This window comes from Paenibacillus polysaccharolyticus (assembly GCF_023714295.1).
GTDB lineage: Bacteria > Bacillota > Bacilli > Paenibacillales > Paenibacillaceae > Paenibacillus > Paenibacillus polysaccharolyticus_A.
This window is the reverse complement of the sequence record NZ_JAMAUN010000004.1, coordinates 120,090-145,991: the sequence shown is the minus strand read 5'-3', so window position 1 is coordinate 145,991 and position 25,902 is coordinate 120,090. Positions and strand designations below refer to the sequence as shown.

Genomic DNA, 25,902 nt, shown 5'->3' with positions numbered 1-25,902 from the left:
ATAGAGTATAGAAAGTAAAATAAGAAGGATATGATATAATTGTTTTTTTCATAGAATCAGATGACTTGGTCCTAATCAATAGATAGAAAGCGAGTTTGATATAAGTGATGATGAAGAACGAAGGCCGGTATGTCCGGTTTAGTGAAGCGCCGGTTTGGGATTGGCAGAGAGCTTATTATGAACAGATGGGATTGGAAGCTTGGGAGAATCACCAGGTGCCACAGTATATTACGAGCAATCCATTCATTGCAACAGCCTATGCTGAAATGATTTTTAGCTTTTTACAGGATCTGGCGATCCAAGGTGGACAGCATGAGATGGTTACCATCATTGAACTTGGTGCAGGAGCAGGTCGGCTGGCTCATCAGGTGCTAAATAAGCTGAGTGCGTTGAAGGAAATTGCGGGCATGGACCTACCGCCTTTCCGTTATGTGATGACAGACCTGGCTATGGAGAATGTAACGGGGTGGAAAGAGCATCCGTCGATGCAAGCATACATAGAGCAGGGGATACTGGATTTTGCGCGTTTTGATGCGATACGCGATACAGAGTTGAATCTGATTATTTCGGAAAAAACGGTAACACAAGGAGACTTGCAGCAACCACTGCTGCTCATCGCCAATTATTTCTTTGATAGTATTCCGCAGGATTTGATCTACATCGGGGAGGGGCAAGTGTTCGAGTGTGATCTACTTGTTGAACTTCCACAGCATGCAGCGGAACAGAAACCTGCCGAGATCCTGGAAAAAATGACACTTCAATATAACTATCGTCCCGCACCCGATTATACGGAAGAGACTTACCCATACTCCGAACTGATTTCGCTGTACCGAGCCGAGCTGGAGGATTCGCATATTCTGATTCCCTCCGCTGGTCTAGGCTGTCTCGAACGATTAAGCAAGCTTTCCCGGTCAGGTTATGTGTTAATTACGGCGGATAAAGGGGATCATCGGCTGGATTACTGGAAATATGCAGAGCCGCCTGAATTCGCGTTACATGGCAGCTTCTCGCTCTCAGCTAATTATCATGCGATAAAGGCCGTAATGGAACAGCAGGGTGCTTCTACGTATTTTACGGCACATCATTATAAGGATCTGAACGTTGGGATGATTTTAATGCTGGAGGAGCCAAACCGTTATGTGAATACAAGGCTGGCTTATCATCGCTTTGTTGAACGATTTGGTCCAGATGATTTCTTTAGTCTAAAAGAATGGGCAGACCTTAAAGTGGAACAGATGAATCTCAGACAACTTCTGGCTTTCTGGCGATTGGGTGGGTACGATGCCGAGTTTCTGATGGTTTCATTCCCCCGGTTCAAGGAGCTTTTGGACGATGCGAGCGATGAGGAGATGTTCGACCTTCAATTTGGCATCAAACGGATGTGGTCGTCCTATTATGCAATGGAACACCGGAATCAGGTTGCGCTCATATCAGGACAGTTATTGTTGGAGATGTTCATGTACGAAGAGGCCAAAATATTCTTAGAGGAACTACCGACTGGTAACCCGGACGTGCTAACTGCTGAATCTGACGCACAACAGATAACGGTATTGTATGATCTGGCCGTGTGTTGTTATGAGTTGGAAATGGAACAGGAGGCTCTTGACTACGCTCGCCTTATACTTGAAATAGATCCGAACCATGAAGAGGCCGCGGCACTTCGGAACGGTTTAGAGAGATCTCCGGATCATAACCAGCACATTAATTGAATGACGTTAAAATGAAACCCTGCTCCATTTTTTTACGTATTACTAAAAGGTATTAATTCCAAATTTAAGTAATGATGAGAGGGAGGAGGGAGAGCGATGAAAAAAGTCCTGTCAATTTTGTTAATTCCGTTGTTATGGCTTGTAGGGGCTCTTAGCATTCTCAGTGGAAATAGCAACAGTATGAGCGATCTGATCTCACTTGAAAAAGATTTTGACCGGGATTCTAGTGATGATGGACAAGCCATTTTTGATCAGATCGAAGGAATTAGAGGTTAGTTACATAAGACGATAAGCACCATAGTTCAAGTCATACCTGAACTAGTGGGGATTCTGCTTTTATTCTAGATTCAACGTACAGGCCCGACAGGAAAGCCCTTATCATTGAAGATGATACACTCCCAAGGATTGGGCCATGAGACTTGGACATTCGCCCGGTCACTTGAGGGAAATACGCATATGTTATGGCATACCTTGAAATTCAAAGGAGGCCAATCAAATGAGTCATGTTGGATACGGTTGTGGCAATGTTGGTGGATTTGGCGGAGCGTGGACTTCGACTAGCGCAATTCTCGTTCTCTTCATTTTGCTCGTCATCATCACCAAATCTTTCTGGCTGTAAGATAACGGTCAGACGCTCATGCATCAGCTCCACCAAGACTTTGGTGGGGCTTTGCTCTTGTTTTACAGTCCAATATGACATGAATGACATTTGACAACTGAAAACAATGTGCTTAAAATCACATAAGGAGACTACTAACAGAGATTGAAGGGATTGCAATGCCGTTTATACGATTCAAAGGATTTACGGGTTCTAAGCTGGAGGAAGTTGTGCCTCAAATTACCGAACAAATGGCCTTAATTACTCATATTCCGCAGGAACGAATGAAAGCAGAGCGTCATGATGTACAAGCCTTAACACCATCCCCGGCGTCAATAGAGATTTTGATGTTTCAGCGTGATCAGGAGATACATGATCGAATTGCATCGTCCATGCAGTCTATTTTAGAGAAGGCTGATTTGCCGGATGTGCACATTTTTTTCAATATATTATCGCCCCATTTGTATTATAAGAAAGGCAAGCCGCTAACAGATTACCGATTGGATTAGGTGACGGGGAAGATACGAGAAGATCCAGGATACATTTCGAAAAAGAAGAGCGAAAAAGCTGCTTGAAAAGAAGCAGCCGATCAGCTAAAGACGAGCAGTTTTGACCTTGCCCGTCTTTTTTTATTTATGCAAGGGTCGTCTGGTATCCAGACTTATTGAAGTACTGGAAAGTCTATGCGTTAAGTGATAAACGGTCAAAATCAGGGCCAATGTAGCTAGTGAAAGGGCCACAGCTGCCCATAGTACATGGGTTTGCCCTAAATATAGGATCGCGATGATCGTCATGATGAGTCCAATACCAGCTACCGTATAATTTGAAAATGAGAGCAAGCTGCTCGCTTTGGATATATCTTCACCTTCCAGGAGTCCTGGCTGTAGCTCCTCTAGAACCAGTGCTTCCCAGCGGATCGCTACCGAAAGAACGACAGCACTGATAAAGATAGGCGTACTATGTAATCTCAGGTGAGGCAAAGAGGATGCGATCCCGATGAGCAACAATGCTTTGGTCAAAGGAATACCAATCAGGAGTTTCGAAAATGTACAGCGTTTCATCATCATAGGGAATATAAGTTTTGCTGCTACATGGGCTAGCAGGTAGAAGCATAGGAGAAGCATTGCATAGCCAATCCACTCCGTTTGTGTGTATATTAGGCAGGTCAAGGTTGTGATCAAGATCACTTGTATAAGTGAGAGTAAGGTTCTGGCAGCCCAGAATGGATAAAATGCGATGTTCATACCAATTTTTCCTTTCTGCAACGATACATATCTATCATTTATCTTACGGTGCATGCGGCAGTAACACCACAAATAAAGTTGTCATATTCCCGTCAGTGCAATACGAAAGACCAGCTACGCAGGAGGTAACTGGTCTTTCTACAAGTTTATTTTTTATGCCATCGCAAGAGTAAAAGCAGTAAGCAACATAAACAAACTAGACATTCGCACCATAGTCATGTAAGATTTGCTGGGTTCCGTCTCACCTTGTACAATCCAACCATAGCGAAGATACCAGCCAAACTTGGGGAAACACAGATTGATGATACACAACACCATAAATATAAAAAAGAGAGTTTTCATCGTCGATCTTCCTTCCTCGTCAACCATTAACGGCCCCGCCTTTAAGGTCTGCGCCTGGAAAAAATGTAGACAATCAACATACTGACGATGATGAATAAACTTTATCTGTGTAATTCTGAGCGTAGGCAGGTCATGTGAATGGATAAAGATTGATATGATTAAGAACTATTACCCAAGAACTACATTGTTTGAATAACTGTGGTACAATAAAATAGATTGTTTAATATCAACACATACCATCTGGAGTTAAGGATGTGAGATGGAGGAGACACAGGCATGAGTTTATATAATCAACTTCCCATGCAATGGGAATTTATTATCTCGAAATTAAAATCCTCCGTTACGGTAGTTGACGCTACCTCGCCTGAGCTTCCGCTCATGTATGTTAACGACCATTTTACCCGATTAACCGGCTATGCGTACGAAGAGTCGATCGGACGGAATTGCCGATTTTTACAGGGGACAGATACAGATCCCGAAACCGTTTCACGTATTCGGGAAGCAATAAATAAACAACAATCCATTAAGGTAGATATTTTAAACTATACCAAAAGTGGTCAAAAATTTTGGAATGAGCTGAATATTGATCCTATTTTCAATGAATCCGGGGAGTGTATTTATTTTGTCGGTATTCAATATGATATCTCTGAACGGAAATATGCGGAGCAACAGCTGAAGACGGCAGCGTCTATGGCTGAGAAAACAAGTAGGGGCCAGCTGGAATTCATCGGCAAGTTGAATCATGAGCTTCGTACACCGCTAAACGGTATTATGGGCATGATCGAGCTTGCGGGAATGGGTAATGTTACCGAAGAACAAAAAGAATACCTGGATCTGGCACGTCAATCCGGAGAGGCACTCCTGAACATCGTAAACAACAGCCTGGATATGGCGAAGCTTGGCAGAGGCAAAATGGGAGTGGAACATATCGAATTCCAGCCATTGAAGCTGATTCAGCAAATCGTGAAGACCCATGAGCTGGCAGCCATGAATAAGCAAATCCGTTTAGTATGCCATGCTGATTTGAATATTCCTGATGTGCTGTGGGGCGACCCGTTGAGGCTAAGACAGGTGCTGGATAATTTGCTTAGCAATGCCATTAAGTTTACGGAGCAAGGAGAAGTGCAGCTACTCGTGGACGTAAAGCAACAATTACATGAGGAGACAATGTTGACTTTCTCTGTACGGGATACGGGGATCGGAATTCCTTCTCATCAGATCAGCCAATTATTCGATGCTTTTACCCAATCCGATATCTCCCATGCTAGAAGGTTCGGGGGAAGTGGCCTTGGCTTAACCATCTGCAAAGAGCTGTTGGAATTAATGAACGGCAGTATTACGGTAGATAGTGCTCAAGGAAAAGGAACCGAGTTTCAAGTGACCGTGCCTTTTCGAAGTGCACAGAGTATATATAACACAGGATAAGATATGCAGAGAGCGGCCGGATGAATCCGGCTGTTTTTGTTATGTTAAATATTGTTGTGAAATGGATTGTTTTACGAACTGGTGTTCTGTTATAATGCTAGGGATGTTAGTGTTACATGGGGGAGGCACATCATGAGTAAGAAACGCAGCAGAAGAGGCAAGAGAGCAAGCCGGGGATTCAAAAGCAAACTACTGACGTTAGTGGGCATGATCGTGATCGCTCTGTACGCCTTGTATGGAGGAGAGTGGCCGCTGGACATTCCGTCTCCGTTCAAAACAACCGACAAGAGTGTAGATCATACGATTACTTTTCCGGCAGAGCGGTATCCCGAAACAGCAAACCATATCCGAAAGGCGATTCAAGCGGGGCATTCCGATGTCTGTACCATTGACCGGAAAGGTGCTGAAGGAAACAGGGAACTGTCACTGAAAGGTGTACCGGTCAAAAAAGGCAAGGATCGGGATGAGTGGCCTATGGCGATGTGTGCGGAGGGTGGTAAAGATGCAGATATCCAGTACATTACGCCAAAGGATAATCGCGGTGCAGGCTCATGGGTGGGCAATCAACTAAGTACATATCCGGATGGTACGCGTGTTAAATTTGTTGTGAAGTAATTATTATCAGTCATCATAAGAAAAACCAGACGTTAGAGGCGTCTGGTTTTTTTAATATAAGGTGGCTGTAGTAGAACATCGAGGATTCTCGACTACATTTTATCTTTATCTATTAGCGTATGTTTAAATTCTCTGTTGAGAGCAACTGAATTGAATAAGCATGATGACAAAGTGTCTACACAAGCTGCATTGTACCCAGATGGTGAGAGCGAAGGGTTAACAGGCGAGTGATTTGTTCGACTTCATCAAACGGAATCCACACATTTCCCTGTACAGTTCGTAAGGAGAGAATGGAGCTGTCTGCTGAGCGTTCCGGAAAACCGGTTACGGTCTGGCCGATTGTATTCCGAACCATAATCTGTTGATTGCGCCGAATGGCAATTTCTACCTCTTTTTTCATAAGTCATTGCTCCTGATTTATAAGATGTTTATCGATATGTCGATATTTTCAATGGTTAATTTGTCTTCTTTATCTAGTCTATCAGAACTAGGTATAGATTTCCAGTAGAGAAATGATTAAGCTGATGTAGGTGAATTGACTTAGCAAGTGAAGATACGTTACTAAACATAAACTACAGGGTTATATAAGGTATCAGGAAGAGGAGGGGAACCGCATGACGAAACTGTTTGTTGGGCTTGCTCGTTCGGAGCACGAAGCAATTATTATGTTGAATGCCTTAAAGAAGGAAGGCATCCAAGATCAATATTTGGGGGCTGTAGGCAAGGAACAGCTGGATTTGGAGATGATCAGTGAGAGGACAGGGTTACCCAAACCACTAAAAGGTGCTGGAACGGACGGAGCGTTTGGAGCGTTGAAGGGCATATTAGCAGGGCTCGGAAAACGAATGGATCAGACCGCATCCATCGGGAAGGCAGTGCGAAGATTAGCGGGCAATGAGATTGGAAGTGAGACGGATGATCTGGTCTTAACGCTGACAGAAGCAGGCATTCCGGAAGTTGACGCACGTCATTACGAGGACTGGCTATTGCAAGGTCATATGCTAATTTTTGTAGAGTGTAGTGAGGAGCAGGTGGAGCGTGTGAAGCCTATTTTGCTTTTTTAGTTTAATTTAATGCTGATTTTAGGTTCCTTTAATGTTGGAGAGGTATTCTTATCTCACACCTCCCTTAATATAGATGGTTTATCGAAAGTCCGGGACCGCAACTCGGACTTTCTAGGCACTGTGAGCTGGCGCTTGCAGTGCCTGTTTCATTTTTTTAGGAAAAAGGGTTGCATTATTAATTTATTCATGGTAAGATATTTCTTGTCGCCAAGAAAATATTACATACGCCGGGGTGGCGGAATTGGCAGACGCACAGGACTTAAAATCCTGCGGTAGGTGACTACCGTACCGGTTCGATCCCGGTCCTCGGCATCTTACAGAAAAGATCACATTTGACTTGTTAAACAAGTTGAGTGTGATCTTTTTTTGTTTTAAAGATAAAAATTGGAGTCTCAGGAATTTAAACTTCTCGTCAATGAGCAACTGACTATTTTGAAAGTATAATCAACTTCATCTAAAGGAATTAACTCTTCGCGACTAGATGCTCCCAATTATCTCTCCGATGAAACAGAGTTTTAGCGAGTGTCGTTCTTTAAAAGGTTTAATAAGTTCATTGGATTCAGCTTACTCGAAAGTCTGGAGTGAGTACCATCAGCCAGTTGAGATAAAGTAGCCGCTGTAATCTAATTGTGATATGCATTAAACAATAATATTGTTTAACAAGGCGTTCCTACATTGGAGCGCTATTTTTAATTTTAATCTCAGACCATTTAACAACTTTTGATCTGCATCGTATAGACCTAATAACAACAAAATGGAGGAATTAATCATGCCAATTGAAACGAATCGATTGAAGCTTCCCTTACCTTTAGGGAATGAGAATGTGAGTCGTATAGGAATTAATACGATCTTTGAAAAGATCGATGAGGGTGTTGCAACACAGGAAGATTTGGAAGAACTTCGTCAGTTGGTTAGCGAAATCGATGTTCCAGATGCTTCGCTGACACAAAAAGGTAAAGTGCAGTTATCAAATAAAACAAATGGAACATCCGAATCCGAAGTGCCAACTGAAAAGGCGCTTGGAGAGGTTATGGCTGCTACTCAATCAGCGCAAGCGACCATCAATAATCGAGATGGATACGGTACGACTACTAATAGCGGAAACTTATATTCCGTTACTCTAAGTCCAGCTCCTACAGCATATGTAGATGGACTAAGAATCACGGTCAAAATTAACGCTACTAATACTGGTGCAGTAACAATTATTGTAAACGGACTTAGTGCTAAAAGTGTCCTTAAATCAAATGGTAGTGCCATGACTGCCAATGCACTACGGATTAACTCTATATATTCGCTTATATACAACGGAACGGCTTTTATCTTGCAGGGTGAAGGGGGGGAGTATGGAACAGCAGTAGCGGGGGATGTCAGATCAATCAAGACAATCGGGACGGATGCGGGTTTATTAGCCGGGATGCTGATAACAAGGGATACTTCGCCTACAATCATCGCCCCGAACGGAGCAGCACAAAAATTAAATCCTGGTATATATGATTATCCAATAACTTTTTCAGCAGGTGCTTCATACGCTTCTGGAAATTCTACCATATCTTCTTCGCGGATGTTTCCTACAACTGGATTTCAAGATGCTTATTTTTATATTACTGTAACAGGTTTAGGGTTTAGACCTAATCGCGTTATACTTAGATCCTTTTACGGTTCAGGAGATTTCAATTATGTTTCCATGGGAACTTATGATTACACAACTAAGAATGGTGCACCAACAATTGGTGGTACAAATTCCAATTATATTATTTTAGGTGCAGAAGTAAATGAAGTGCCCAACCGAGGTTTCGTTCGTGTCCAGGAGTTCAGTGGAACAACGCTACCCTCTACTGGGTTTGCTATGACAGAAAATTCCTTTAGACTACCCGTATTCAGCGGTTCGGCAAATGTAAGTTGGGAAGCTTTTAAAGTATAAGCGGAGGTGATAATTATGCAGATCGGAATGAAGATTTACTACGAAAAACAAACAGGAAATGTAATAGTAAACACAGGTGAACGAACTGGAGATGTCATACCGACAACAGAGGAGCAAGATGTCGCCACATATTTTATTTTGAAGGAACATGCACCAGAAACGGTTGGTATGATTCAGTTTAAATACGGGGAATTCACAGCAGATTATGCAGAGGGCGGGGTCATAACTCGGATTGATTTGGACACATTGGAACCGCTAGTTACTTATTCTAAACAAACAGAAATAAAGACGCCGCTGGAACCCGTCCAGCGTTCAGTAAACAAGTGGAATTTTTGGCGCAGAACAACACGTTCTTGAAAGCCTAGAGCAAGGCGCAGACTGCGTTCACTGATGATGTTATCGCTAAATAGCCATAGAGGTATAAAGATGAATAGCGTCTATTCTTGTGAATGCTTCTACGTTTGGAAGGAGGTAATACCATGATAGTTATGTTCTTCATCACACAGCGTATGTCGATACCAGGGCGGATTATATTCGAGAGATTACGAAACTGGCTATGATGGATGTTGAATTTGGTGCAGTTGCAAAAGGTAGACGATAACACGTGGGGTTCTTTGGTATTCGCTGGCCCATTCAAACCATGTAATCAACGGAGAAGACAATTAAAAGTGATTACGAGTTAGCCGGGGAAATAAAATTCAAAGGCCAGGTTAAGATGAGCGTAGCCAATTTTATGTTATTCAGTCCCTAAGCCGATCCCGAGAAGGGAGGAAACTCACGGCTTCTATTTACTAGTGAATATTTTTGTATAGATTCAAACATATTTATTATAAGATACACACTCACTGCACTACTAAAAACGCCTAAGAATAACCCTAGCAAAAATTGATCCAGTGATTGATGATGTGCTGTATCTACCCAAACTTTCGCCACAACTGGGACAAATAATGGCTGTTTTAGAAACCTTATGCCCGCATACATATGCCTTATCACTCATGGTATTCATGAGATGGCGAGTTATTTAAATTATTAGAATGAAAAAGACTCCCTGATTGAAGTAGGGAGTCTTTTTTGATTTGAACCATAATATTGCTTAGTTGTATTTTGTAAATTGAATTGTATAAGGCTGGTTGTAGTTGTTGATGCCGTTGTCCATAATTCTGAAGTAAACTTTCTCACCAGGTTTAGCACTCATACCAATGGACTCTGCATACCCAGGTCCATTCCAGTTATCCATTTGAATGGACAGTATCGAACCACTTGCATCCATTTTAATAACACCCATAACAATATCGAAATTAGGTGGTGGAGTAGCGATAACGCCAAATGTGATAACAGAAGAACCGTTTGTGTTGTCCACAACATAATAATCATTATCGCTCATGCTATCTAAATACTGTGTTGCACTGAATCCGGAATTCTGACTAACACTTGAGTACATCACTTCTGCTGTCTCAAAGGTATCAGCCCAACCCGTTTTAGCTAATGCAGAACCTGAACCGAATGCTAATAAACAAGCAGTTGCCATAACAGAAATAGAGAATTTTCTTAATCTTTTCATATTCAAACCTCCTAAATATACTAAAACAACAAAGTTAGATTCAGTATTAGTTATTATTTGAAATTAAAGATATCGAAGAACTATCATATAATTAGGTTGGCCAACCATGGATAAATATACCATATTAATTATATGTTTGTAAACGTTTGCATTGTAAAATTTTGGGTGTAGCTAACAACACTTTGATACAAAAGAACAATTTTCAAACAGCTACTGCTGGTTCAGCTACAGCCGTCTACAATGGGGAAATTTATGTGCTTGGGGGACTTGCAAATACTACCTCTCTTCAATACACTACCTCTCAATCACGAGTAGAAGTATACAATCTTGAAACAAATGAAGTTAGGTCATTTACAGCTTTAACGTTTGCTAGAGGTCAAAGTACAGCAGTGAGTGTTAATGGAGAAATATTTATTATTGGTGGAAATAATGGAAGTGCCACTCTGAATACAGTCGAGAAGCTTTCATTAAAAAGTGAAGATCCAGTGGAACCAGAACAGCCATCTGGTAACCGGGCCATACTTGTAGTAACTATGACTAGCGGACTTGAAAAAGAATTCGATCTGAGTATGCAAGAAGTCAACAGCTTCATCAATTGGTATGAAACGAAACAAGCAGGAAGCGGAAATGCATCATGCGCTATGGATAAGCACGACAACAACAAAGGCCCATTTAAAAGCCGCAAGGATTACATTCTATTTGATCGTGTACTGACGTTTGAAGTGAGTGAATATTAAAAGAGGATGCTCCATCGGCTTATGTTGATGGGGTGTTTTTTGGAGCCCAACCTTTCTCTTTTCCCCGTGGTTCATAAATACAACCTCCACATAATACATATCAGAAAGTGGATTTGGGCGTCTCTTTATGAAGTGAGGTCACAATGGTGTATACTAGTCGATAGGCATATATTACCTTTCCCATCAACCAACACAACAATCTATGGACGGAGGACTCAAAGTTTATGTTGAAACAGCTTAAGCCATATAAGGTATTACAGGAGCGTAGAATCGAAGAACTGAAATCCGATGCGTACCTGCTGGAACATCAAAAATCGGGTGCTCATATCGTACTGTTGTCCAATAGTGATGATAACAAGGTGTTCAACATCGGTTTTCGCACACCTCCCGAAGATGATACAGGGGTAGCGCATATTCTGGAACACTCCGTGCTCTGCGGCTCGAAAAAATTCCCGGCCAAAGATTCTTTTGTGGAGCTGCTTAAGGGTTCACTCAATACATTCCTCAACGCGATGACGTATCCTGACAAAACCGTCTACCCCGTTGCGAGTCGGAACGATCATGACTTCCATAACTTGATGGATGTGTATCTGGATGCGGTACTAAATACGAATATTTATGAGAACGAAAAAATATTTTTGCAGGAAGGTTGGAATTACAACCTGACTTCTGCAGAAGACGAACTGACATACAACGGTGTGGTATATAACGAAATGAAGGGTGCCTTTTCTTCGCCGGAAAGGTTGGTTCGACGAGAGGTGCTGAATTCTCTTTTCCCGGATACGACGTACTCCTGCGAGTCTGGAGGCTTCCCGGAGGCGATTCTGGATCTCACTTATGAAGGATTGCTTGCTTTCCATAAACGGTACTATCATCCGTCCAACAGTTACATCTATCTGTACGGGGATATGGATATGGAAGAGAAACTGCAATGGCTGGATGAACATTACCTGAGCAACTATGATCGGATCGAGATTGACTCCGAGATTAAACTGCAGTCTGCCTTCCCAAAACGGGTGGATACGGTGAAGTCCTACTCTGCGGGAAGCACGGAATCCGAAGTAGACAATAGCTTTTTGACCTATAATGCGGTGATTGGCACAAGTCTGGATAAGGAATTGAACATTGCGTTTCAGATTTTGTTATACGCACTGCTTAACGCACCGGGAGCTGTTCTGAAGCAAGCCTTGCTGGATAAAGGCATCGCGAAGGATGTCTACGGCTCTTATGATGATAGCTTGTATCAGCCCGTGTTCACGGTGGGACTGAAGAAGAGCAACTTGTCCAGCAAGGACGAATTTCTCGGTACAATCAAGGAAGTGCTGGAGCGTGTTGTAAAAGAAGGCTTTGACCCGAAAGCTTTGCTCGCCGGCATCAATTCTTATGAGTTTAACCACCGGGAAGCAGATTTTGGCCGCATGCCGAAAGGCCTGATCTACGGACTTTCCTCCCTCCAAAGCTGGCTGTATGATAAGGAAGCGCCTTTCACGTATTTTGAAGCGAATGATGTATTTGCAGAACTTCGGTCCAAAATGAAAGACGGCTATTTCGAACAACTGATTGAGAAGTATCTATTACAAAATACACATACATCTTTTGTTGCGCACACACCGGACAAAGGCTTGAACGCACGTAAGGAAGAGGCGCTGAAGGAGCGGTTGAAATCGGTGCAGGCCGGACTTCGTCCAGAAGAGGTGCAGGATATGATTAAGCGCACCGAAGCGCTTGCCGAGTACCAGAACACCCCTTCCACCAAGGAACAGCAGCAGGTGATCCCGACGTTGTCTATTGAGGATATCGATACGAAGGCGTCTAAACTGTACCAAACGCTGAACAACGTGGACGGCACAACGATTTTGCACCATAACTTGTATACGAATGGCATCGGTTATCTGAGACTGTTGTTTGATATCAAGGAAGTACCGCGCCGCTTGTTGCCTTATGTGGGATTGCTCAAAAACGTACTTGGTTACGTGGACACTCAAAACTACTTGTTTAACGAGTTATCAAATGAAATTCATATCCATTCCGGCGGAATCAACAGCGGGGTTGGGTCGTATGCGAATGCGCATCAGCTTCACGATTTCAAAGCAACCTATGAGTTCAATGCAAAAGTACTGTATGACAAACTGGGATTTGCTTTTGATATGATCAAGGAAATCGTGTTTACGTCCCGTTTTGACAACTCCAAGCGACTTTTCGAGATCATTTCTCAGGTGAAAGGTAATTTGCAGCGCAGTCTGATCAACAGCGGTCATTCCGCAGGGATTGCCAGATCGTCCTCGAAACATTCAGCCGTTGCTGATTTCCGTGAGGCGGTTAGCGGGATTGCTTATTATCAGTGGCTTGAGGATCTACAGGCGAACTTTGATGCGAAAAAAGAAGAGCTGTCCTCTAGCCTGCAAGAGCTGATGGGTTACATTTTCAGACCGGAGAACCTGCTTGTCAGCTACACGGCAGACGATAAAGGATACGAAGGTCTGGAAGAGCAGGTGTCCGCTCTGAAAGCCAAGTTGTTCACACATGAAGTGGCGAAGGAAGCTTTTGCGTTTACGCCTGCAACACATAACGAAGGTTTCCGTTCTCCGTCCGAAGTTCAGTATGTGGTGCAAACCGGGAATTATATTGAAAAAGGGTATGCTTATACAGGCTCATTGCGTGTATTACAGGGTATCTTGTCACTGGACTATCTGTGGAACAATATCCGTGCCAAAGGTGGCGCTTACGGCTGTATGTCCGGGTTTAGACGGAATGGGGACAGTTATCTGGCTTCCTACCGCGACCCGAATCTGGATAAAACCTATAAAGTATACGAGGAGATTCCGCAATATCTGAACGATTTCCGTGCCGACGAACGGGAGATGACCCGTTATATCATCGGTGCGATTCAGGATCTGGATGCGCCAAGAACGCCTTACGGTGAAGGGGCATTCTCGCTGGAATGTTATCTGTCCAATGTGACCGAAGCTGATCTGCAGCAGGAGCGCGATGAGGTGCTTGGGACGAAAGAGAGCGATATTATCGGGTTTGCCGGATTTGTCTCTGCCATTCTGGAGCAACAGCATCGGTGTGTTATTGGAAATGAGCATAAGATTGAGGAGCAGAAACAACAGTTTGATGAAACGTTGGATCTGATTAAACATTAAGGTGCAGTAACCCGGGTGCGGTTGTGAAAAGAAGGATTCAATAAACATCTGTAGAAAAAACATCTCTAGATAACAAGAAAAGACAATTGCTTGGGCTGGTAAGTAAAACAGCTTGGGCAAGTGTCTTTTTTATTTTATTCGGGTCCCCGTTTAAGTTACCGCAAGCATGTTATAAATTTTAAGTGTGCGCAGATCCTCTTTGGATATTTTCAGTTCATTGTATAGCTCGGGTGTTTCCGGCAACGGTGTTCGGGAGAAAAGCATTTTCAGTGCAATGGGCATAAACGGCCTGAATGAAACACCAGCCATAAGTCCCCATTTTTTCTCCGATTCCTGGAAGGATGCCAAAATATTAATATACAGATTCTCCAGTGGCGTAGCCTGATTTTTCAAAATGAGTGTAGTCAGCGTATCATAATGCTCGGTGTGACCCCAGTACATATTTTCACATTCCTGATAATTGTCAAAATCCTTCACATTCATATACATCACCGTCCGATAGCGGTTGGCATCCGACTGAGCCATCATGTCGATCACGCAGCGGATGAGACTGTTGTTCCTGCCGTCGTAGAAGTACGAATAGAAGCGGGTGGAGTTTTTGAAAAAACTGGACTGGACCGTGTTCATCAGCGGAGACGCATGCCTCGGTTCTTGGTAAAGCAGCTGCTCGACCTGAATGTTCAGCGCATCTGCAATCTGGTGCAGTGTGACGAGATCCAGCGTAATATCACCACTCTCATATTTGGAAAGAGTACCTTTGCTCTTGAAAATCTGGTCTGCCAGTTGTTGTACGGTGAGCCCGCGCCATTTGCGGAAGTTTCGTATTTTTTTGCCCACTTCCTGGTTGATGTTGTTCATTGGGGTGCTCCTTATCGAGTTGAATGATCCGAAGTGTTTCCTGAGAATAGACAAATAGGCTAAAAGTCTTTCTTAAAAGCCAGGACCTATCAGAAATATATCACTTTTTCAGTGAAAAGACTATTCTGAGGAAACATGGAAAGCGATTTGTTTCTTTTGAGTAGATTCTCTTGCGTTTGATGCAACTCGGGCGGCATGGAACAATAGGGTTAGAAGCAATGCACCGACAATGCTAAAACGAGAAGACAGAGGAGCTAATCCCCATGACCAAGATGACCAAGATGAACAAGGTGAACACATCCTATAATTTTGATGAGATCATTGACCGTACCGGAACCAACGCGATGAATACAGATGGTTTCCGCCAATATATTTTCAACGCAACGAGTGAGATGGAATTTCCGTTTAAGGATGAGGAGTTCATCCGCATGTGGATTGCCGATATGGAGTTTGCCACACCCCCCGAGATTTTGGATGCCGTGAGAGAACGCCTGGATCGCCGCATTATGGGGTATTCGCAAGTTTTTGACCCGAGTTACTACGAAGCGGTAGCAAGCTGGATGAAACGATATTATGACTGGTCTTTCCCGAAGGAGCATCTGGAGACATCGAATGGGATTATTCCGGCGCTCTATGAACTGGTGGAGTATATCTGCCAGCCGGACGAAAAGGTATTGATCCTGACGCCGTCCTATGGATTTTTCAAAGCGGCAGCAGACCATAACCAGCTTGAGCTGGTGTGTTCGGACATGTTAAATGAAGAAGGGCATTATACGATTGATTTTGACGATTTTGAAGCGAAGGCGAGAGACGAGAAAGTACGGGTTTGCATTTTCTGTAATCCGCATAATCCATCTGGACGCGTCTGGAGCACGGAGGAACTGAAGCGAGTAGGCGAAATCTGTTTGAATAATGAGATATGGATCATCTCGGATGAAATCCATTGTGATCTGCTTCGTACGGGAACAACGCATACTCCACTCGCCAAACTGTTTCCGGATACCGACCGAATTATAACTTGTATGTCTCCTAGCAAAACGTTCAACATGGCAGGTCTGATGTTTTCGAACGTCATCATTCCGAACAAAGCACTAAGGGAGACCTGGCAGGCACGTCATTACGGCTTCAAAAATCCGCTAAGTATTGCGGCAACTCAAGCGGCTTATGAACATGGCGATGAATGGCTGAAACAGTTAAAACTTTACCTGGATGATAACTTTGCGTATGTTGATGATTTTATGAAAACCAATCTGCCGCTTGCCGTTTTTCACATCCCTGACGCCACATACCTTGCGTGGATTGATATTACGCCATATGCACCGAAGAATGTCAACCTGCCTTTGTTTTTTGCGGAACAAGCAGGCGTATTGCTGGAGGACGGGGGAATGTTTGTGGCAAACGGCGAAGGCTGCATTCGGTTGAATCTGGCTTGCCCTCGTTCTGTCTTGAAGGAAGGCTTGAGCAGAATTAGTCGGGTATTGGTGGGCCACAAGACGGAACAACAACAGGTGCCGGAGCTGCCCGTACACGTATAGCATCGGTAAGTTTTACGATGAACACGGGTATATACAGACTGAATATTAAAGGGCGGAGCAGAACGTATTCTGTTTCGTCCCTTTTTGAGTTGTTTCTTTTATTTATCTGGACGGTTTCCTTGCTCATCATCGTACACTTCTGGTCTGTCGACTACGGTTATGTTAAAATGGTGGATAGTCTATGAGTCGCTGGACATGTGACTCTTGCAGGGAAGAGCTCTTCTAAACGGGCTACACGGATATGTATTCATCAAGGGAAAGGAGCCTATATATTATGTTTGGAAATGATTGGGACGAGGTGTTGAAGCAGGAGACGGAAGCGGAGTATTTTGACAAAATTCGTTATGCGCTCGCTGCGGAATACAAAACACAGACGGTCTACCCGCCCAAGGAAGATTTGTTCTCTGCCTTGAAGCTGACCCCGTATCATCGGGTGAAAGCCGTTATAATTGGTCAAGATCCTTATCACGGTGCGGGTCAGGCTCACGGATTAAGTTTCTCGGTCAGACCGGGGGTGCGCGTACCGCCTTCACTGAAAAATATATATAAGGAACTTCAGGCCGATCTGGGCGTGCCTGTTCCAAAGCATGGTTCACTTATTCACTGGGCAGAGCAGGGTGTGTTGTTGCTCAATGCGGTTCTGACGGTTCGGGAGAGCCAGCCGAACTCTCATCAGGCTTTGGGTTGGCAGACGTTCACGGATGCCGTCATTCGTGAGCTGAATGAACGCAATGAGCCTATGGTGTACATGCTATGGGGAAGTCACGCTCAGAAGAAGGGTGCTTTTATTAATAGAGACAAACATCTGGTGCTGGAATCAACACATCCGAGCCCTTTAGCTGCACATCGCGGCTTTCTTGGCAGTCGGCCTTTTTCCAAAGCTAATGAATTTCTCGTCTCCAAAGGTATTAAACCGATCGATTGGACAATACCTGAAAACTAGATAGATTGGAGGCGAGCACATTGCGACATTGGATTGGACGAAAAGTAGCAGTATACCGGGCAACAGGAATTCGCGAGCCTCTAAAGGGAACGCTGGTAGAGTGGGATGAAGAGACGGAATGTGTTCGAATCGGACCGAAACGGATTAAAGTATCGTTTGACAATATTGCAATGATCAAACCACTTCCTGACGAAAGCCTGCCTCTGAAAAAAGCGCGTTCTGAAGTCCACAAGATCGGGTATGTGATGAAAAAAGCAATCCAGTTTGAAAATGCGATCTATTTCAAGTCACAGATTATGATTTGGCGGCGAGCCAAAATTGTAGCGTTATCGACCACGATTGTAAGACATGACGAAGATCAGGTCGAGCTTGAAGACGGCCGTCTGCTTCGCAAGGACAAGCACATGTTTGTGGTACGTTCGCGGCGTGGCATACGATAGTCTGTTGAAATTTAATATGGTTTTCATACTGCGATCACACGGCATTAATGTTTCGACCTTATAGTAGGTAGTAACAACCCCTTCTAAATGAATGTGTATGGATTTGGGAACCCGGCCGGCTGCAAACGGCCGGGTATTTTTTTCTCTTATATAAACTTCTTATAACGCTGTGCATGTGTTCTGTTAACATGCTGTAACATAGCAATGACATTTGTGCTATATACTAAGGAGATAGATCTTAAAAAGGAGTGAAACCACTTGAAACGGATATGTGTTTTTGCAGGGTCTAACCCGGGAAATCATCCCGATTATATTAAGCATGCTACCCTTTTGGGGGAACAGATTGCGAGCAGCGGATATGCGCTGGTCTACGGTGGCTCTTGTATGGGTTTGATGGGGGCAGTCGCGGATGCGGCTCTGGCGGCAGGCGGAGAAGTGATTGGGGTGATGCCCACGGGTTTATTCCGGGGTGAGGTGGTTCACGGCGGGCTTACTCAACTGATTGAAGTGGGAACGATGCATGAGCGGAAGGCGACGATGGCACAGCTATCCGATGGATTTATCGCACTTCCGGGCGGTATGGGCACGTTCGAAGAATTGTTCGAGGTACTGTGCTGGGCACAGATCGGCATTCATCGCAAACCTGTAGGCCTCTTGAATGTGAACGGTTATTATGAACCACTTATGAAAATGGTGGAGCACAGTGTTCATGAAGGATTCTCCAACACATCACATCTCAGTCTGTGGAGTCTTGAGTCTGATCCGGCTGAATTGCTTGCTCAGATGGACGCCTACATCCCCAAGGAATTAACTCAGAAATGGTCTGAACTCAGCGGAAAATAAAGGCTATAGAAAGGGTAAGCCGTAACCTGCTGCTTCAAGTGAAAAACTTCCCCATCTGCCCAAGCAAATAACGCTTGCGGACATAGTCTATAGTGTACTTTGATGAAGAGGGGAGTGTCACTCATGAGCGATCTCAAAGGAGCAGGTTACGGCTACTGTGGAGGTTTCGGTGGTGGTGTATGGACATCAACAGGCGCAATCCTGGTGTTGTTTATCTTGCTGGTTATCATCTCCCGCACGTTCGTACTGTAATGCAGACCATTCTATAACAGATGCATGCTGACTCGCGGCATCATTCGAAGAAAATGGCCTTTCCAAAGAGACGCCGGCAACTGCCGGCGTTTCAGGGGAACGGTTTTTTTGCTTGTGCCTAGAAAAAGACCTCCATCCCATAAGCAATGAGATAGAGCTATCTACTTGGAAACTATACAACGATTTCCGTAGTATCGCTGGGTAGAATAAGTGTTTTCCAGGCAATGTATAGTCCAATAGCAGAAGCAATCAGTGCAAGGATAGCCGCAACAAAGGCCAGTTTATCCAGTTTATTTTGCTTGGGTTCGATGACGCCGGACTGATTACTTGTTCTGTCAGGTAAAGAGAGTCCTCGAACAGAAGCTCGCGGAATCGTTTGTCGTGATCCGGGAGGTCTTGACGTGCTGATTTTCGATCCGGGTTCTGATCTATTCTTCGCTGAATGGTGCGGTGAGCACTTTTGGGCAGAGTAAGATTTGGAAGGGATCGAGTGCTTCCTTGTTCGTGATTTCAACGGTTTCAAAGGGCAACCTCCTTACAGCGGAGTGCAGTTGTCTACGACTGATATTATACTATGTCGGTTTTTAGATTGAGTTCGCAAAAATGAGTGAATCCCCAGCCCTTTAAATGTTAGACCCGTGCTGAATGAACAAGCCAGTATACAATTAAACGCTCTCTTAATACGTGTATGACAAATGGTGTATATAGTGAAAGTTCATAGAATCCACTTTGAATGCAGGAGGGTCTGGATTGAACAAAATCGAAATTATTGCCCACCGTGGTGCATCTGCGGTATGCCCGGAAAATACGATGATTGCATTTGAGCGAGCTCTGGAACTGGGGGCAACAGGAATCGAGACGGATGTGCAGATGTCAGCCGATGGTCGGTTGGTGTTAATCCACGATGAAACTTTACAACGGACGGCGGGAAGCGAAGGCTGGGTTAAAGATTGCACCTACGATAAATTGCGGACTCTTGATGCAGGCTCTTGGTTCCATTCGGATTTCGCCGGAGAGTCTATTCCTTCACTGGAAATGTTATTTAACCTGGTGCAAGGCAAGAGAATTCTGCTTAATGTAGAGTTGAAAAATGGCATCGTTCCATACAAGGGGATGGAAGAAAAGGTCATGCAAGTTATTCGGGAGTGGAACATGGAGCAACAGGTTGTTCTATCCAGCTTTAATCATGCCTCGCTTGTGAAGTGTAAGCGCATCGCGCCGGACATTCGTACTGCGCTTTTATATATGGAGAAGTTGTATCGTCCTTATGATTACGCGGCTAAACTTGAGGCATCGGGCCTTCATCCGTATAAGCTGGCTGTGGCCAAAGAGGAAATAAGTGCTGCTCTTGCTCAGGGTATAGTCACCTATCCCTTCACCGTGAATGATCCCGGCGATATGGAGATGATGATGGATATGGGAGTACAAGGCATCATTACCGATCTTCCGGATGTGCTGGCTTCATTGATGACCCTTCGGACTCGTTGAGCAAATGTCATAATTGGATTAGATTATGCAAGACATATCATATGCAAGACAAAATAAGAAAAGGCCATACAGGAGCTTTGAGGCGCTGTATAGCCTTTTTTCGTGCATATTCATGCGGAAATATTCATATCTGCAAGAAAGTTGTCCTTTTTGTCCATTGCCAGACTGGGAGGATTCCCTTACAATATTCTATGGGAATGAGAATCAATATCAATAGAAGCGGTATTTTTGGAGAGGTGATTGTTATGTACATAAGGTTAATAAGCTTCACTCATAACACGGGTGGACAAGTATGAACTTGAACGGTTCTTCCACGCATTCAAATGAGGAGTCACCTACAGCGAAAATCCATACACGCCCATGGGCAGCCACTCTCATTCTAACAGGCGGTATTCTGCTACTTGCTCTGGGTATGGCGTTGTCCATTTCATTTGGTGCTGCTGATATTCAACTCGGCGTGGTCTGGCAGGCGGTATTTAACTTTAACCCTGACTTGACACCCCATCAGATCATATGGGAGATTCGGTTGCCTCGTATTCTTGGCGGAGCGATGGTGGGTGCTTGCTTTGCTGTTGCCGGAGCGATTATGCAAGGCATGACCCGGAATCCGCTCGCCGATTCGGGACTGCTTGGTCTGAACGCTGGCGCCGGCTTTGCACTGGCGATCTGTTTTGCCTTTTTCCCGGGGCTGCCATATATGTACATTATTATGTACTCATTCCTGGGAGCAGGACTTGGTGTACTACTTGTGTATGGTTTCGGTGCAGCATCCAGATCAGGTCTGACGCCGCTGCGTCTCGTGCTGGCTGGAGCCGCGGTATCGGCTATGTTGTCTGCGCTGAGTGAGGGGATTGCGCTCTACTTCAGAATCGGACAAGACTTGGCCTTCTGGACTGCCGGAGGGGTGGCCGGAACGAAGTGGTCTCAGCTTGAAGTGATGTTTCCTTGGGTGCTCGCTGCACTGATCGTGGGTATGATCATCTCTCGTTCAATTACGTTACTCAGTCTTGGCGAGGAGATTGCGGTTGGATTGGGACAGCGTACCGGTGTGATCAAGCTGGTCGGTTTGATTGTAGTACTAATCCTGGCAGGTACTGCAGTATCTGTCGTGGGTGCAGTCGGATTTGTCGGTCTGATTATCCCCCACCTTACCCGGAAGCTGGTTGGGGTCGATTATCGCTGGATTATTCCTTGTTCTGCCGTGATGGGCAGCCTTTTGCTTGTATTTTCGGATCTGGCAGCACGTATGATTAACCCGCCTTACGAAACGCCGATTGGCGCATTGGTTGCCCTCATCGGGGTGCCGTTCTTCCTGTATCTGGCGCGGAAAGAAAGGAGGACGCTGTAAGATGGGTTCCTCAACTATGGTTGGTGCAGAGCGCAAAAAGAAAACAAAAGGGATCGTTGTTCTTATTGTGCTTGGTCTTTTGATTATTACCGCTTTTATTATCAGTATGAATACCGGCTTTACCAAGCTTTCACCGCTGGAGGTTTTACGGACGTTGTTTGGCAGCGGTACACCGAAACAGGAGCTGATCCTGTTTGAATTCAGACTGCCTCGTATTGTGATTGCTGTTCTAATCGGGGCGGGTCTGGCGTTGTCGGGCTGTATCCTGCAAGGGGTATCGCGAAACGCACTCGCCGATCCTGGGATTCTAGGTATTAATGCTGGAGCGGGGCTTATGGTGATGCTATTTGTTTCTTTTTTTCCAACGACGACAGCAGCTCCGATCTTTCTGCTTCCGATCCTTGCACTGATTGGCGCAAGCTTTGCAGCATTTCTAATCTATATCCTTTCCTACAAAAAAGGGGAGGGCATCTTGCCAACCCGTATGTTGCTCACGGGAATCGGGATCGCAGCCGGTATCAGTTCAGCTATGATCGTGTTAACGTTGCGACTTAGTCCCGAGAAATATCAATTTGTGGCCACTTGGCTCGCAGGAAGCATTTGGGGCTCGAATTGGAAGTTTGTTTGGGCACTGTTGCCATTTATCCTGGTGCTTGTACCGCTGGTACTGGCGAAGGCACGTGTACTGAATGTATTGAATCTTGGGGATCAGACAGCAAGTGGTCTCGGTGCTCCTGTAGAGCGTGAACGTATGATTTTGCTTGCTGCAGCAGCTGTTTTGGCAGGAGCCTGTGTGTCTGTAAGCGGCGGTATCGGTTTTGTTGGCCTAATTGGGCCTCATCTGGCGCGTCGTCTCGTTGGGCCAAAACATCAGTTTTTGCTACCCGCATCTGCTCTGGTTGGGTCATTGCTCGTTCTGGTCGCGGATACGCTGGGACGTGTCATTTTGCAACCTTCGGAGATTCCAGCCGGGATTCTCGTTGCCATTCTGGGTGCACCATACTTCCTGTATCTTCTAAGCAGGACGAAATAGAAGGTAATCATCATCATGTTGACGGAGGATTGCCGTAAGGGGGAACTAGGTTTATGCTTCGTCGTTTTTTTGCCTATTATAGGCCGTACAAAAAACTGTTCATTCTGGACTTCACCTGTGCAATTCTGGTTGCGTTGCTGGAGCTGGCTTTTCCGCTAGCTGTGAACCGGGTTGTAGATGATCTGCTGCCAGGTGGACGCTGGGATTGGATTCTATGGGCGTGTCTAGGACTGCTGGGCATTTACTTGCTGAACTCATTCCTGAATTACGTTGTAACCTATTGGGGACATAAGCTGGGGATCAATATCGAGACGGATATGCGTAAAAGTCTGTTCAACCATGTGCAGAAGTTATCCTTCCGATATTTTGACAATACAAAGACCGGACATCTGGTATCCCGCATGACGAATGATTTGATGGATATCGGAGAGATTGCCCATCATGGTCCGGAGGATGTATTTATTGCCGTGATGACATTGGTCGGTGCTTTCAGTATCATGATGAGCATTAATGGGAATCTGGCGATTCTCACGTTTATCATTGTGCCGCTGATTATCTATCTTTCTTTGTATTTCGGGAACAAAATGTCCAAAGCCTTCAGCCGAATGTTCGGGGATATTGCCGATTTCAATGCTCGTGTTGAAAACAACATTACGGGTATTCGCGTGGTTCAGGCTTTTGCCAATGAAGAGTATGAAAAAGCACAATTCGCTGTAAACAACGGTCGTTTCCGTCAAACCAAGCTGGTTGCATACAAAATTATGGCGTGGAACTCTTCCATCAGTTATGTACTGATGAAGCTGGTATCGTTGTTTGTGCTCGTGTGCGGAACGTGGTTTGTCATTAACGGCAGCATGACCTATGGGGAGTTTATTGCCTTTATTATGTTGTCCAATGTGTTCCTGACACCCATTCAGAAGATTAATTCGGTTATAGAGACCTATCCTAAAGGCATTGCAGGTTTCAAACGGTATACGGACTTGCTTGATATGGAGCCGGATGTCAGGGACCGCCCTAATGCTGTTCCGGTATCCCATCTACGTGGAGACATTCGTTACGAGCAAGTGACTTTCGGTTATTCGGATCAAGAGCCGGTCATTCAGGGTATCGATCTAAGTGTTCGTGCCGGTGAAACTGTAGCTCTGGTCGGTCCGTCGGGTGCGGGGAAAACAACACTTTGCAGTTTGCTGCCACGATTCTATGATGTGCTGGAAGGGCGCATCACGATTGATGGTCAGGACATTCAGCACATGACACTGGATTCCTTGCGCAGTCAGATCGGGATCGTGCAGCAGGATGTATTCCTCTTCGATGGTACGATTCGGGAGAATATTGCGTATGGCAAACTGGATGCATCTGAAGAAGAAATCTGGATGGCGGCTCGTCGGGCCCAGATGGAATCCTTGATTCTGTCCATGCCGGAAGGACTGGATACACTGATTGGAGAACGCGGCGTGAAGCTGTCCGGTGGACAGAAGCAGCGTTTGTCTATCGCTCGTATGTTCCTGAAGAATCCACCGATTCTGATTCTGGATGAGGCAACGTCTGCGCTTGATACCGAGACGGAAGCCGCGATTCAACAATCACTGGCTGAGTTGTCCGAAGGGCGCACCACACTAGTTATCGCTCATAGACTGGCGACGATCAAAAATGCAGACCGCATTGTAGTCGTGGCCGAGCAAGGCATCACAGAGCAGGGACGTCATGAGGAACTGCTTGCTTCGGGCGGCATCTACAGTCGCCTGCACTATGCGCAGTTTGGTGCATAGCTCAGGGTGTGAATTTAAGAATGTTTGCGTGAATAGTAAGTAATGACAGCAACAATTCAATTATCATACAAAAGGCTTGAGACGAAGTAATAACTTCGGTTTCGAGTTTTTTTGTATATGTACATATTGATATTAAGGAGAAAAGTAGTATTATCATTTTGTCAGGAAATTCAATAAAAATACATTAATTAGATCAAAGAGAAATACGAAGAACAAAGTGATATGGCGTAGCATCGTCCTCTAACATAGAAGTCAATGATGTTGCAGTGCCTATAGCGTCTAATAGCGCTTTCAATGCTCCTCTTACAGATTATGCTTCTATTACTAGAAGTAGTGATACTACCGTTACAATAATAGCTGACGAAAATTTGTGAAGAAAGTGAGGGAAATATATGAAAAAGAAATTATTTACGTTTGGTCTTATCCTTTTAATCATGTCTGTATGCTCAACGAGTATTTATGCAGCAGGAGAGGCACTTCGGGCGACTATCTACATAAACGACGAGAAACTGGATTTTGATGCGATTGTTGCATACTCAGGAGTATCTATGGTTCCTTTTCGTGAAATATTCGAGAAATGTGATATGAAAGTAAGTTGGGACAATATGAACAAAACAGTGACGGCAAGCAGTCAAGACGGTGCTACAGTTATAAAACTAAGCGAGAATAAAACGACAGCATTTGTGAATGGAAAATCATTTGCTTTATCACAAGCACCTTTCCTTGGAGGCAATACATTATATGTGAACCTCAGATTTATCAGTGAATCCATAGGTGCAACGGTGAATTTTGATAAACCATTACTTTCAATTCACATCGTTCTTCCTGAAGCTTCGATAGAATAGTGAATATATCTTGGTATAGTATACCAGGGTATTTTTTTGTTATTAAAGGACCGAGAGGCCAGTAAAATGATACGAACAGTAAAAATAGGAGCATTAAACACAAAAAGAAACCTCCTTTTGGGTAATGATAGGTATAGTTTGACTGAAATGTATAATATGTTTACGAGAAGCAGTGAAGTTTATTGA

General features: G+C 44.4%; 26 protein-coding genes, 1 tRNA gene and 2 pseudogenes. 23 read left to right on the top strand and 6 right to left on the bottom strand.

The features are described from left to right. Positions 1-107 precede the first annotated feature (107 nt). From M3629_RS13330 to M3629_RS13315, 4 genes are all read left to right on the top strand, one after another. Complete coding sequence (locus M3629_RS13330; RefSeq protein WP_251507437.1) at positions 108-1,709, top strand: tetratricopeptide repeat protein; 1,602 nt, start codon at positions 108-110, stop codon at positions 1,707-1,709. 96 nt (positions 1,710-1,805) lie between these two features. Next, a complete protein-coding gene (locus M3629_RS13325; protein WP_251507050.1) occupies positions 1,806-1,985 on the top strand; it encodes a hypothetical protein in 180 nt (59 codons plus the stop codon). A 220-nt stretch (positions 1,986-2,205) separates the two neighbouring features. Beyond that, the gene (locus tag M3629_RS13320; RefSeq protein WP_090923721.1) at positions 2,206-2,328 is read left to right on the top strand and encodes a sporulation protein YjcZ; all 123 of its coding nucleotides are present in this window, start codon (positions 2,206-2,208) and stop codon (positions 2,326-2,328) included. Between the two features lie 158 nt (positions 2,329-2,486). Then, the gene (locus M3629_RS13315) at positions 2,487-2,816 is read left to right on the top strand and encodes a DUF1904 family protein (RefSeq protein ID WP_251507048.1); all 330 of its coding nucleotides are present in this window, start codon (positions 2,487-2,489) and stop codon (positions 2,814-2,816) included. A gap of 120 nt (positions 2,817-2,936) precedes the next feature. Here the strand turns inward: M3629_RS13315 and M3629_RS13310 are convergent, their stop codons facing one another. Beyond that, the gene (locus M3629_RS13310; RefSeq protein ID WP_251507045.1) at positions 2,937-3,551 is read right to left on the bottom strand and encodes a hypothetical protein; all 615 of its coding nucleotides are present in this window, start codon (positions 3,549-3,551) and stop codon (positions 2,937-2,939) included. Positions 3,552-3,704: 153 nt separating this feature from the next. Beyond that, entirely contained in the window at positions 3,705-3,893 is a 189-nt protein-coding gene (locus tag M3629_RS13305; protein ID WP_123062851.1) for a DUF6199 family natural product biosynthesis protein, read from the bottom strand. A gap of 276 nt (positions 3,894-4,169) precedes the next feature. On the opposite strand from M3629_RS13305, the gene M3629_RS13300 reads away from it, so the two are divergent. Both M3629_RS13300 and M3629_RS13295 read left to right on the top strand, forming a co-directional pair. Then, positions 4,170-5,318, top strand: a complete 1,149-nt coding sequence (locus M3629_RS13300) for a sensor histidine kinase (RefSeq protein ID WP_251507042.1) — start codon at positions 4,170-4,172, stop codon at positions 5,316-5,318. Positions 5,319-5,450: 132 nt separating this feature from the next. Then, entirely contained in the window at positions 5,451-5,933 is a 483-nt protein-coding gene (locus M3629_RS13295) for a NucA/NucB deoxyribonuclease domain-containing protein (RefSeq protein WP_251507039.1), read from the top strand. A gap of 175 nt (positions 5,934-6,108) precedes the next feature. Here the strand turns inward: M3629_RS13295 and M3629_RS13290 are convergent, their stop codons facing one another. Continuing rightward, on the bottom strand, positions 6,109-6,333 hold the full coding sequence (locus tag M3629_RS13290) for a hypothetical protein (RefSeq protein WP_251507035.1): 225 nt from the start codon (positions 6,331-6,333) through the stop codon (positions 6,109-6,111). Positions 6,334-6,547: 214 nt separating this feature from the next. Between M3629_RS13290 and M3629_RS13285 the strand changes: the two genes are divergently transcribed. The 4 genes from M3629_RS13285 to M3629_RS13270 all read left to right on the top strand — a co-directional run bounded on the left by M3629_RS13285 (position 6,548) and on the right by M3629_RS13270 (position 9,275). Then, positions 6,548-6,997, top strand: coding sequence for a general stress protein (locus M3629_RS13285; RefSeq protein WP_154888174.1), 450 nt, complete (start codon positions 6,548-6,550; stop codon positions 6,995-6,997). A 226-nt stretch (positions 6,998-7,223) separates the two neighbouring features. Then, a tRNA-Leu gene (locus tag M3629_RS13280) sits at positions 7,224-7,309 on the top strand. Between the two features lie 457 nt (positions 7,310-7,766). Further along, a complete protein-coding gene (locus M3629_RS13275; RefSeq protein ID WP_251507032.1) occupies positions 7,767-8,918 on the top strand; it encodes a tail fiber protein in 1,152 nt (383 codons plus the stop codon). 15 nt (positions 8,919-8,933) lie between these two features. Next, complete coding sequence (locus M3629_RS13270; RefSeq protein WP_251507027.1) at positions 8,934-9,275, top strand: hypothetical protein; 342 nt, start codon at positions 8,934-8,936, stop codon at positions 9,273-9,275. Positions 9,276-10,011: 736 nt separating this feature from the next. Here M3629_RS13270 and M3629_RS13265 read toward each other — a convergent pair. Next, positions 10,012-10,479, bottom strand: coding sequence for a hypothetical protein (locus M3629_RS13265; protein ID WP_251507024.1), 468 nt, complete (start codon positions 10,477-10,479; stop codon positions 10,012-10,014). A 146-nt stretch (positions 10,480-10,625) separates the two neighbouring features. On the opposite strand from M3629_RS13265, the pseudogene M3629_RS28840 reads away from it, so the two are divergent. From M3629_RS28840 to M3629_RS13255, 3 genes and pseudogenes are all read left to right on the top strand, one after another. Then, a pseudogene (locus M3629_RS28840) lies at positions 10,626-10,814 on the top strand (Kelch repeat-containing protein); the annotation flags it as partial. Between the two features lie 48 nt (positions 10,815-10,862). Then, positions 10,863-11,216: pseudogene (locus M3629_RS13260) on the top strand (Kelch repeat-containing protein); the annotation flags it as partial. Positions 11,217-11,440: 224 nt separating this feature from the next. Next, positions 11,441-14,362 carry an insulinase family protein gene (locus M3629_RS13255; RefSeq protein WP_251507021.1) on the top strand — a complete coding sequence of 974 codons (2,922 nt, stop codon included), beginning with the start codon at positions 11,441-11,443 and terminating at the stop codon, positions 14,360-14,362. Positions 14,363-14,512: 150 nt separating this feature from the next. Here the strand turns inward: M3629_RS13255 and M3629_RS13250 are convergent, their stop codons facing one another. Next, positions 14,513-15,220, bottom strand: coding sequence for a helix-turn-helix domain-containing protein (locus tag M3629_RS13250; RefSeq protein WP_090923711.1), 708 nt, complete (start codon positions 15,218-15,220; stop codon positions 14,513-14,515). Between the two features lie 263 nt (positions 15,221-15,483). On the opposite strand from M3629_RS13250, the gene M3629_RS13245 reads away from it, so the two are divergent. From M3629_RS13245 to M3629_RS28400, 5 genes are all read left to right on the top strand, one after another. After that, positions 15,484-16,755: a MalY/PatB family protein gene (locus M3629_RS13245; RefSeq protein ID WP_285888697.1), complete on the top strand. Its 1,272-nt coding sequence runs from the start codon at positions 15,484-15,486 to the stop codon at positions 16,753-16,755. 241 nt (positions 16,756-16,996) lie between these two features. Next, on the top strand, positions 16,997-17,698 hold the full coding sequence (ung, locus tag M3629_RS13240; RefSeq protein ID WP_285888696.1) for a uracil-DNA glycosylase: 702 nt from the start codon (positions 16,997-16,999) through the stop codon (positions 17,696-17,698). A gap of 20 nt (positions 17,699-17,718) precedes the next feature. Continuing rightward, positions 17,719-18,138, top strand: coding sequence for a hypothetical protein (locus M3629_RS13235; RefSeq protein ID WP_251507013.1), 420 nt, complete (start codon positions 17,719-17,721; stop codon positions 18,136-18,138). 258 nt (positions 18,139-18,396) lie between these two features. Then, positions 18,397-18,981 (top strand): TIGR00730 family Rossman fold protein, encoded by a 585-nt coding sequence (locus tag M3629_RS13230; protein ID WP_251507009.1) that lies wholly within the window; start codon positions 18,397-18,399, stop codon positions 18,979-18,981. A 123-nt stretch (positions 18,982-19,104) separates the two neighbouring features. Continuing rightward, the gene (locus M3629_RS28400; protein ID WP_260510917.1) at positions 19,105-19,233 is read left to right on the top strand and encodes a hypothetical protein; all 129 of its coding nucleotides are present in this window, start codon (positions 19,105-19,107) and stop codon (positions 19,231-19,233) included. Between the two features lie 172 nt (positions 19,234-19,405). Here the strand turns inward: M3629_RS28400 and M3629_RS13225 are convergent, their stop codons facing one another. Next, on the bottom strand, positions 19,406-19,756 hold the full coding sequence (locus tag M3629_RS13225; protein ID WP_251507004.1) for a hypothetical protein: 351 nt from the start codon (positions 19,754-19,756) through the stop codon (positions 19,406-19,408). Between the two features lie 227 nt (positions 19,757-19,983). Here M3629_RS13225 and M3629_RS13220 point away from each other — a divergent pair, with 227 nt between their 5' ends. The 5 genes from M3629_RS13220 to M3629_RS13200 all read left to right on the top strand — a co-directional run bounded on the left by M3629_RS13220 (position 19,984) and on the right by M3629_RS13200 (position 25,716). Next, positions 19,984-20,721 carry a glycerophosphodiester phosphodiesterase gene (locus M3629_RS13220; RefSeq protein ID WP_251507000.1) on the top strand — a complete coding sequence of 246 codons (738 nt, stop codon included), beginning with the start codon at positions 19,984-19,986 and terminating at the stop codon, positions 20,719-20,721. A 292-nt stretch (positions 20,722-21,013) separates the two neighbouring features. Continuing rightward, positions 21,014-22,069, top strand: coding sequence for a FecCD family ABC transporter permease (locus M3629_RS13215; RefSeq protein WP_251506996.1), 1,056 nt, complete (start codon positions 21,014-21,016; stop codon positions 22,067-22,069). Position 22,070: 1 nt separating this feature from the next. Then, positions 22,071-23,102, top strand: coding sequence for a FecCD family ABC transporter permease (locus M3629_RS13210; RefSeq protein WP_154888231.1), 1,032 nt, complete (start codon positions 22,071-22,073; stop codon positions 23,100-23,102). A 53-nt stretch (positions 23,103-23,155) separates the two neighbouring features. Continuing rightward, a complete protein-coding gene (locus M3629_RS13205; RefSeq protein WP_154983167.1) occupies positions 23,156-24,871 on the top strand; it encodes an ABC transporter ATP-binding protein in 1,716 nt (571 codons plus the stop codon). 392 nt (positions 24,872-25,263) lie between these two features. Beyond that, a complete protein-coding gene (locus M3629_RS13200) occupies positions 25,264-25,716 on the top strand; it encodes a copper amine oxidase N-terminal domain-containing protein (protein ID WP_251506992.1) in 453 nt (150 codons plus the stop codon). The last annotated feature ends 186 nt before the right edge of the window (positions 25,717-25,902 follow it).

Bases quoted from the DNA above. Each gene is read 5' to 3' on its own strand.
- M3629_RS13250 (WP_090923711.1), bottom strand. From the start codon at position 15,220: ATGAACAACATCAACCAGGAAGTGGGCAAAAAAATACGAAACTTCCGC.
- M3629_RS13270 (WP_251507027.1), top strand. From the start codon at position 8,934: ATGCAGATCGGAATGAAGATTTACTACGAAAAACAAACAGGAAATGTA.
- M3629_RS13210 (WP_154888231.1), top strand. From the start codon at position 22,071: ATGGGTTCCTCAACTATGGTTGGTGCAGAGCGCAAAAAGAAAACAAAA.
- M3629_RS13330 (WP_251507437.1), top strand. From the start codon at position 108: ATGATGAAGAACGAAGGCCGGTATGTCCGGTTTAGTGAAGCGCCGGTT.
- M3629_RS13325 (WP_251507050.1), top strand. From the start codon at position 1,806: ATGAAAAAAGTCCTGTCAATTTTGTTAATTCCGTTGTTATGGCTTGTA.
- M3629_RS13305 (WP_123062851.1), bottom strand. From the start codon at position 3,893: ATGAAAACTCTCTTTTTTATATTTATGGTGTTGTGTATCATCAATCTG.
- M3629_RS13300 (WP_251507042.1), top strand. From the start codon at position 4,170: ATGAGTTTATATAATCAACTTCCCATGCAATGGGAATTTATTATCTCG.
- M3629_RS13265 (WP_251507024.1), bottom strand. From the start codon at position 10,479: ATGAAAAGATTAAGAAAATTCTCTATTTCTGTTATGGCAACTGCTTGT.
- ung (WP_285888696.1), top strand. From the start codon at position 16,997: ATGTATTCATCAAGGGAAAGGAGCCTATATATTATGTTTGGAAATGAT.
- M3629_RS13315 (WP_251507048.1), top strand. From the start codon at position 2,487: ATGCCGTTTATACGATTCAAAGGATTTACGGGTTCTAAGCTGGAGGAA.
- M3629_RS13285 (WP_154888174.1), top strand. From the start codon at position 6,548: ATGACGAAACTGTTTGTTGGGCTTGCTCGTTCGGAGCACGAAGCAATT.
- M3629_RS13215 (WP_251506996.1), top strand. From the start codon at position 21,014: ATGAACTTGAACGGTTCTTCCACGCATTCAAATGAGGAGTCACCTACA.
- M3629_RS13275 (WP_251507032.1), top strand. From the start codon at position 7,767: ATGCCAATTGAAACGAATCGATTGAAGCTTCCCTTACCTTTAGGGAAT.
- M3629_RS13320 (WP_090923721.1), top strand. From the start codon at position 2,206: ATGAGTCATGTTGGATACGGTTGTGGCAATGTTGGTGGATTTGGCGGA.
- M3629_RS13310 (WP_251507045.1), bottom strand. From the start codon at position 3,551: ATGAACATCGCATTTTATCCATTCTGGGCTGCCAGAACCTTACTCTCA.
- M3629_RS13245 (WP_285888697.1), top strand. From the start codon at position 15,484: ATGACCAAGATGACCAAGATGAACAAGGTGAACACATCCTATAATTTT.
- M3629_RS28400 (WP_260510917.1), top strand. From the start codon at position 19,105: ATGAGCGATCTCAAAGGAGCAGGTTACGGCTACTGTGGAGGTTTCGGT.
- M3629_RS13295 (WP_251507039.1), top strand. From the start codon at position 5,451: ATGAGTAAGAAACGCAGCAGAAGAGGCAAGAGAGCAAGCCGGGGATTC.
- M3629_RS13255 (WP_251507021.1), top strand. From the start codon at position 11,441: ATGTTGAAACAGCTTAAGCCATATAAGGTATTACAGGAGCGTAGAATC.
- M3629_RS13290 (WP_251507035.1), bottom strand. From the start codon at position 6,333: ATGAAAAAAGAGGTAGAAATTGCCATTCGGCGCAATCAACAGATTATG.
- M3629_RS13200 (WP_251506992.1), top strand. From the start codon at position 25,264: ATGAAAAAGAAATTATTTACGTTTGGTCTTATCCTTTTAATCATGTCT.
- M3629_RS13205 (WP_154983167.1), top strand. From the start codon at position 23,156: ATGCTTCGTCGTTTTTTTGCCTATTATAGGCCGTACAAAAAACTGTTC.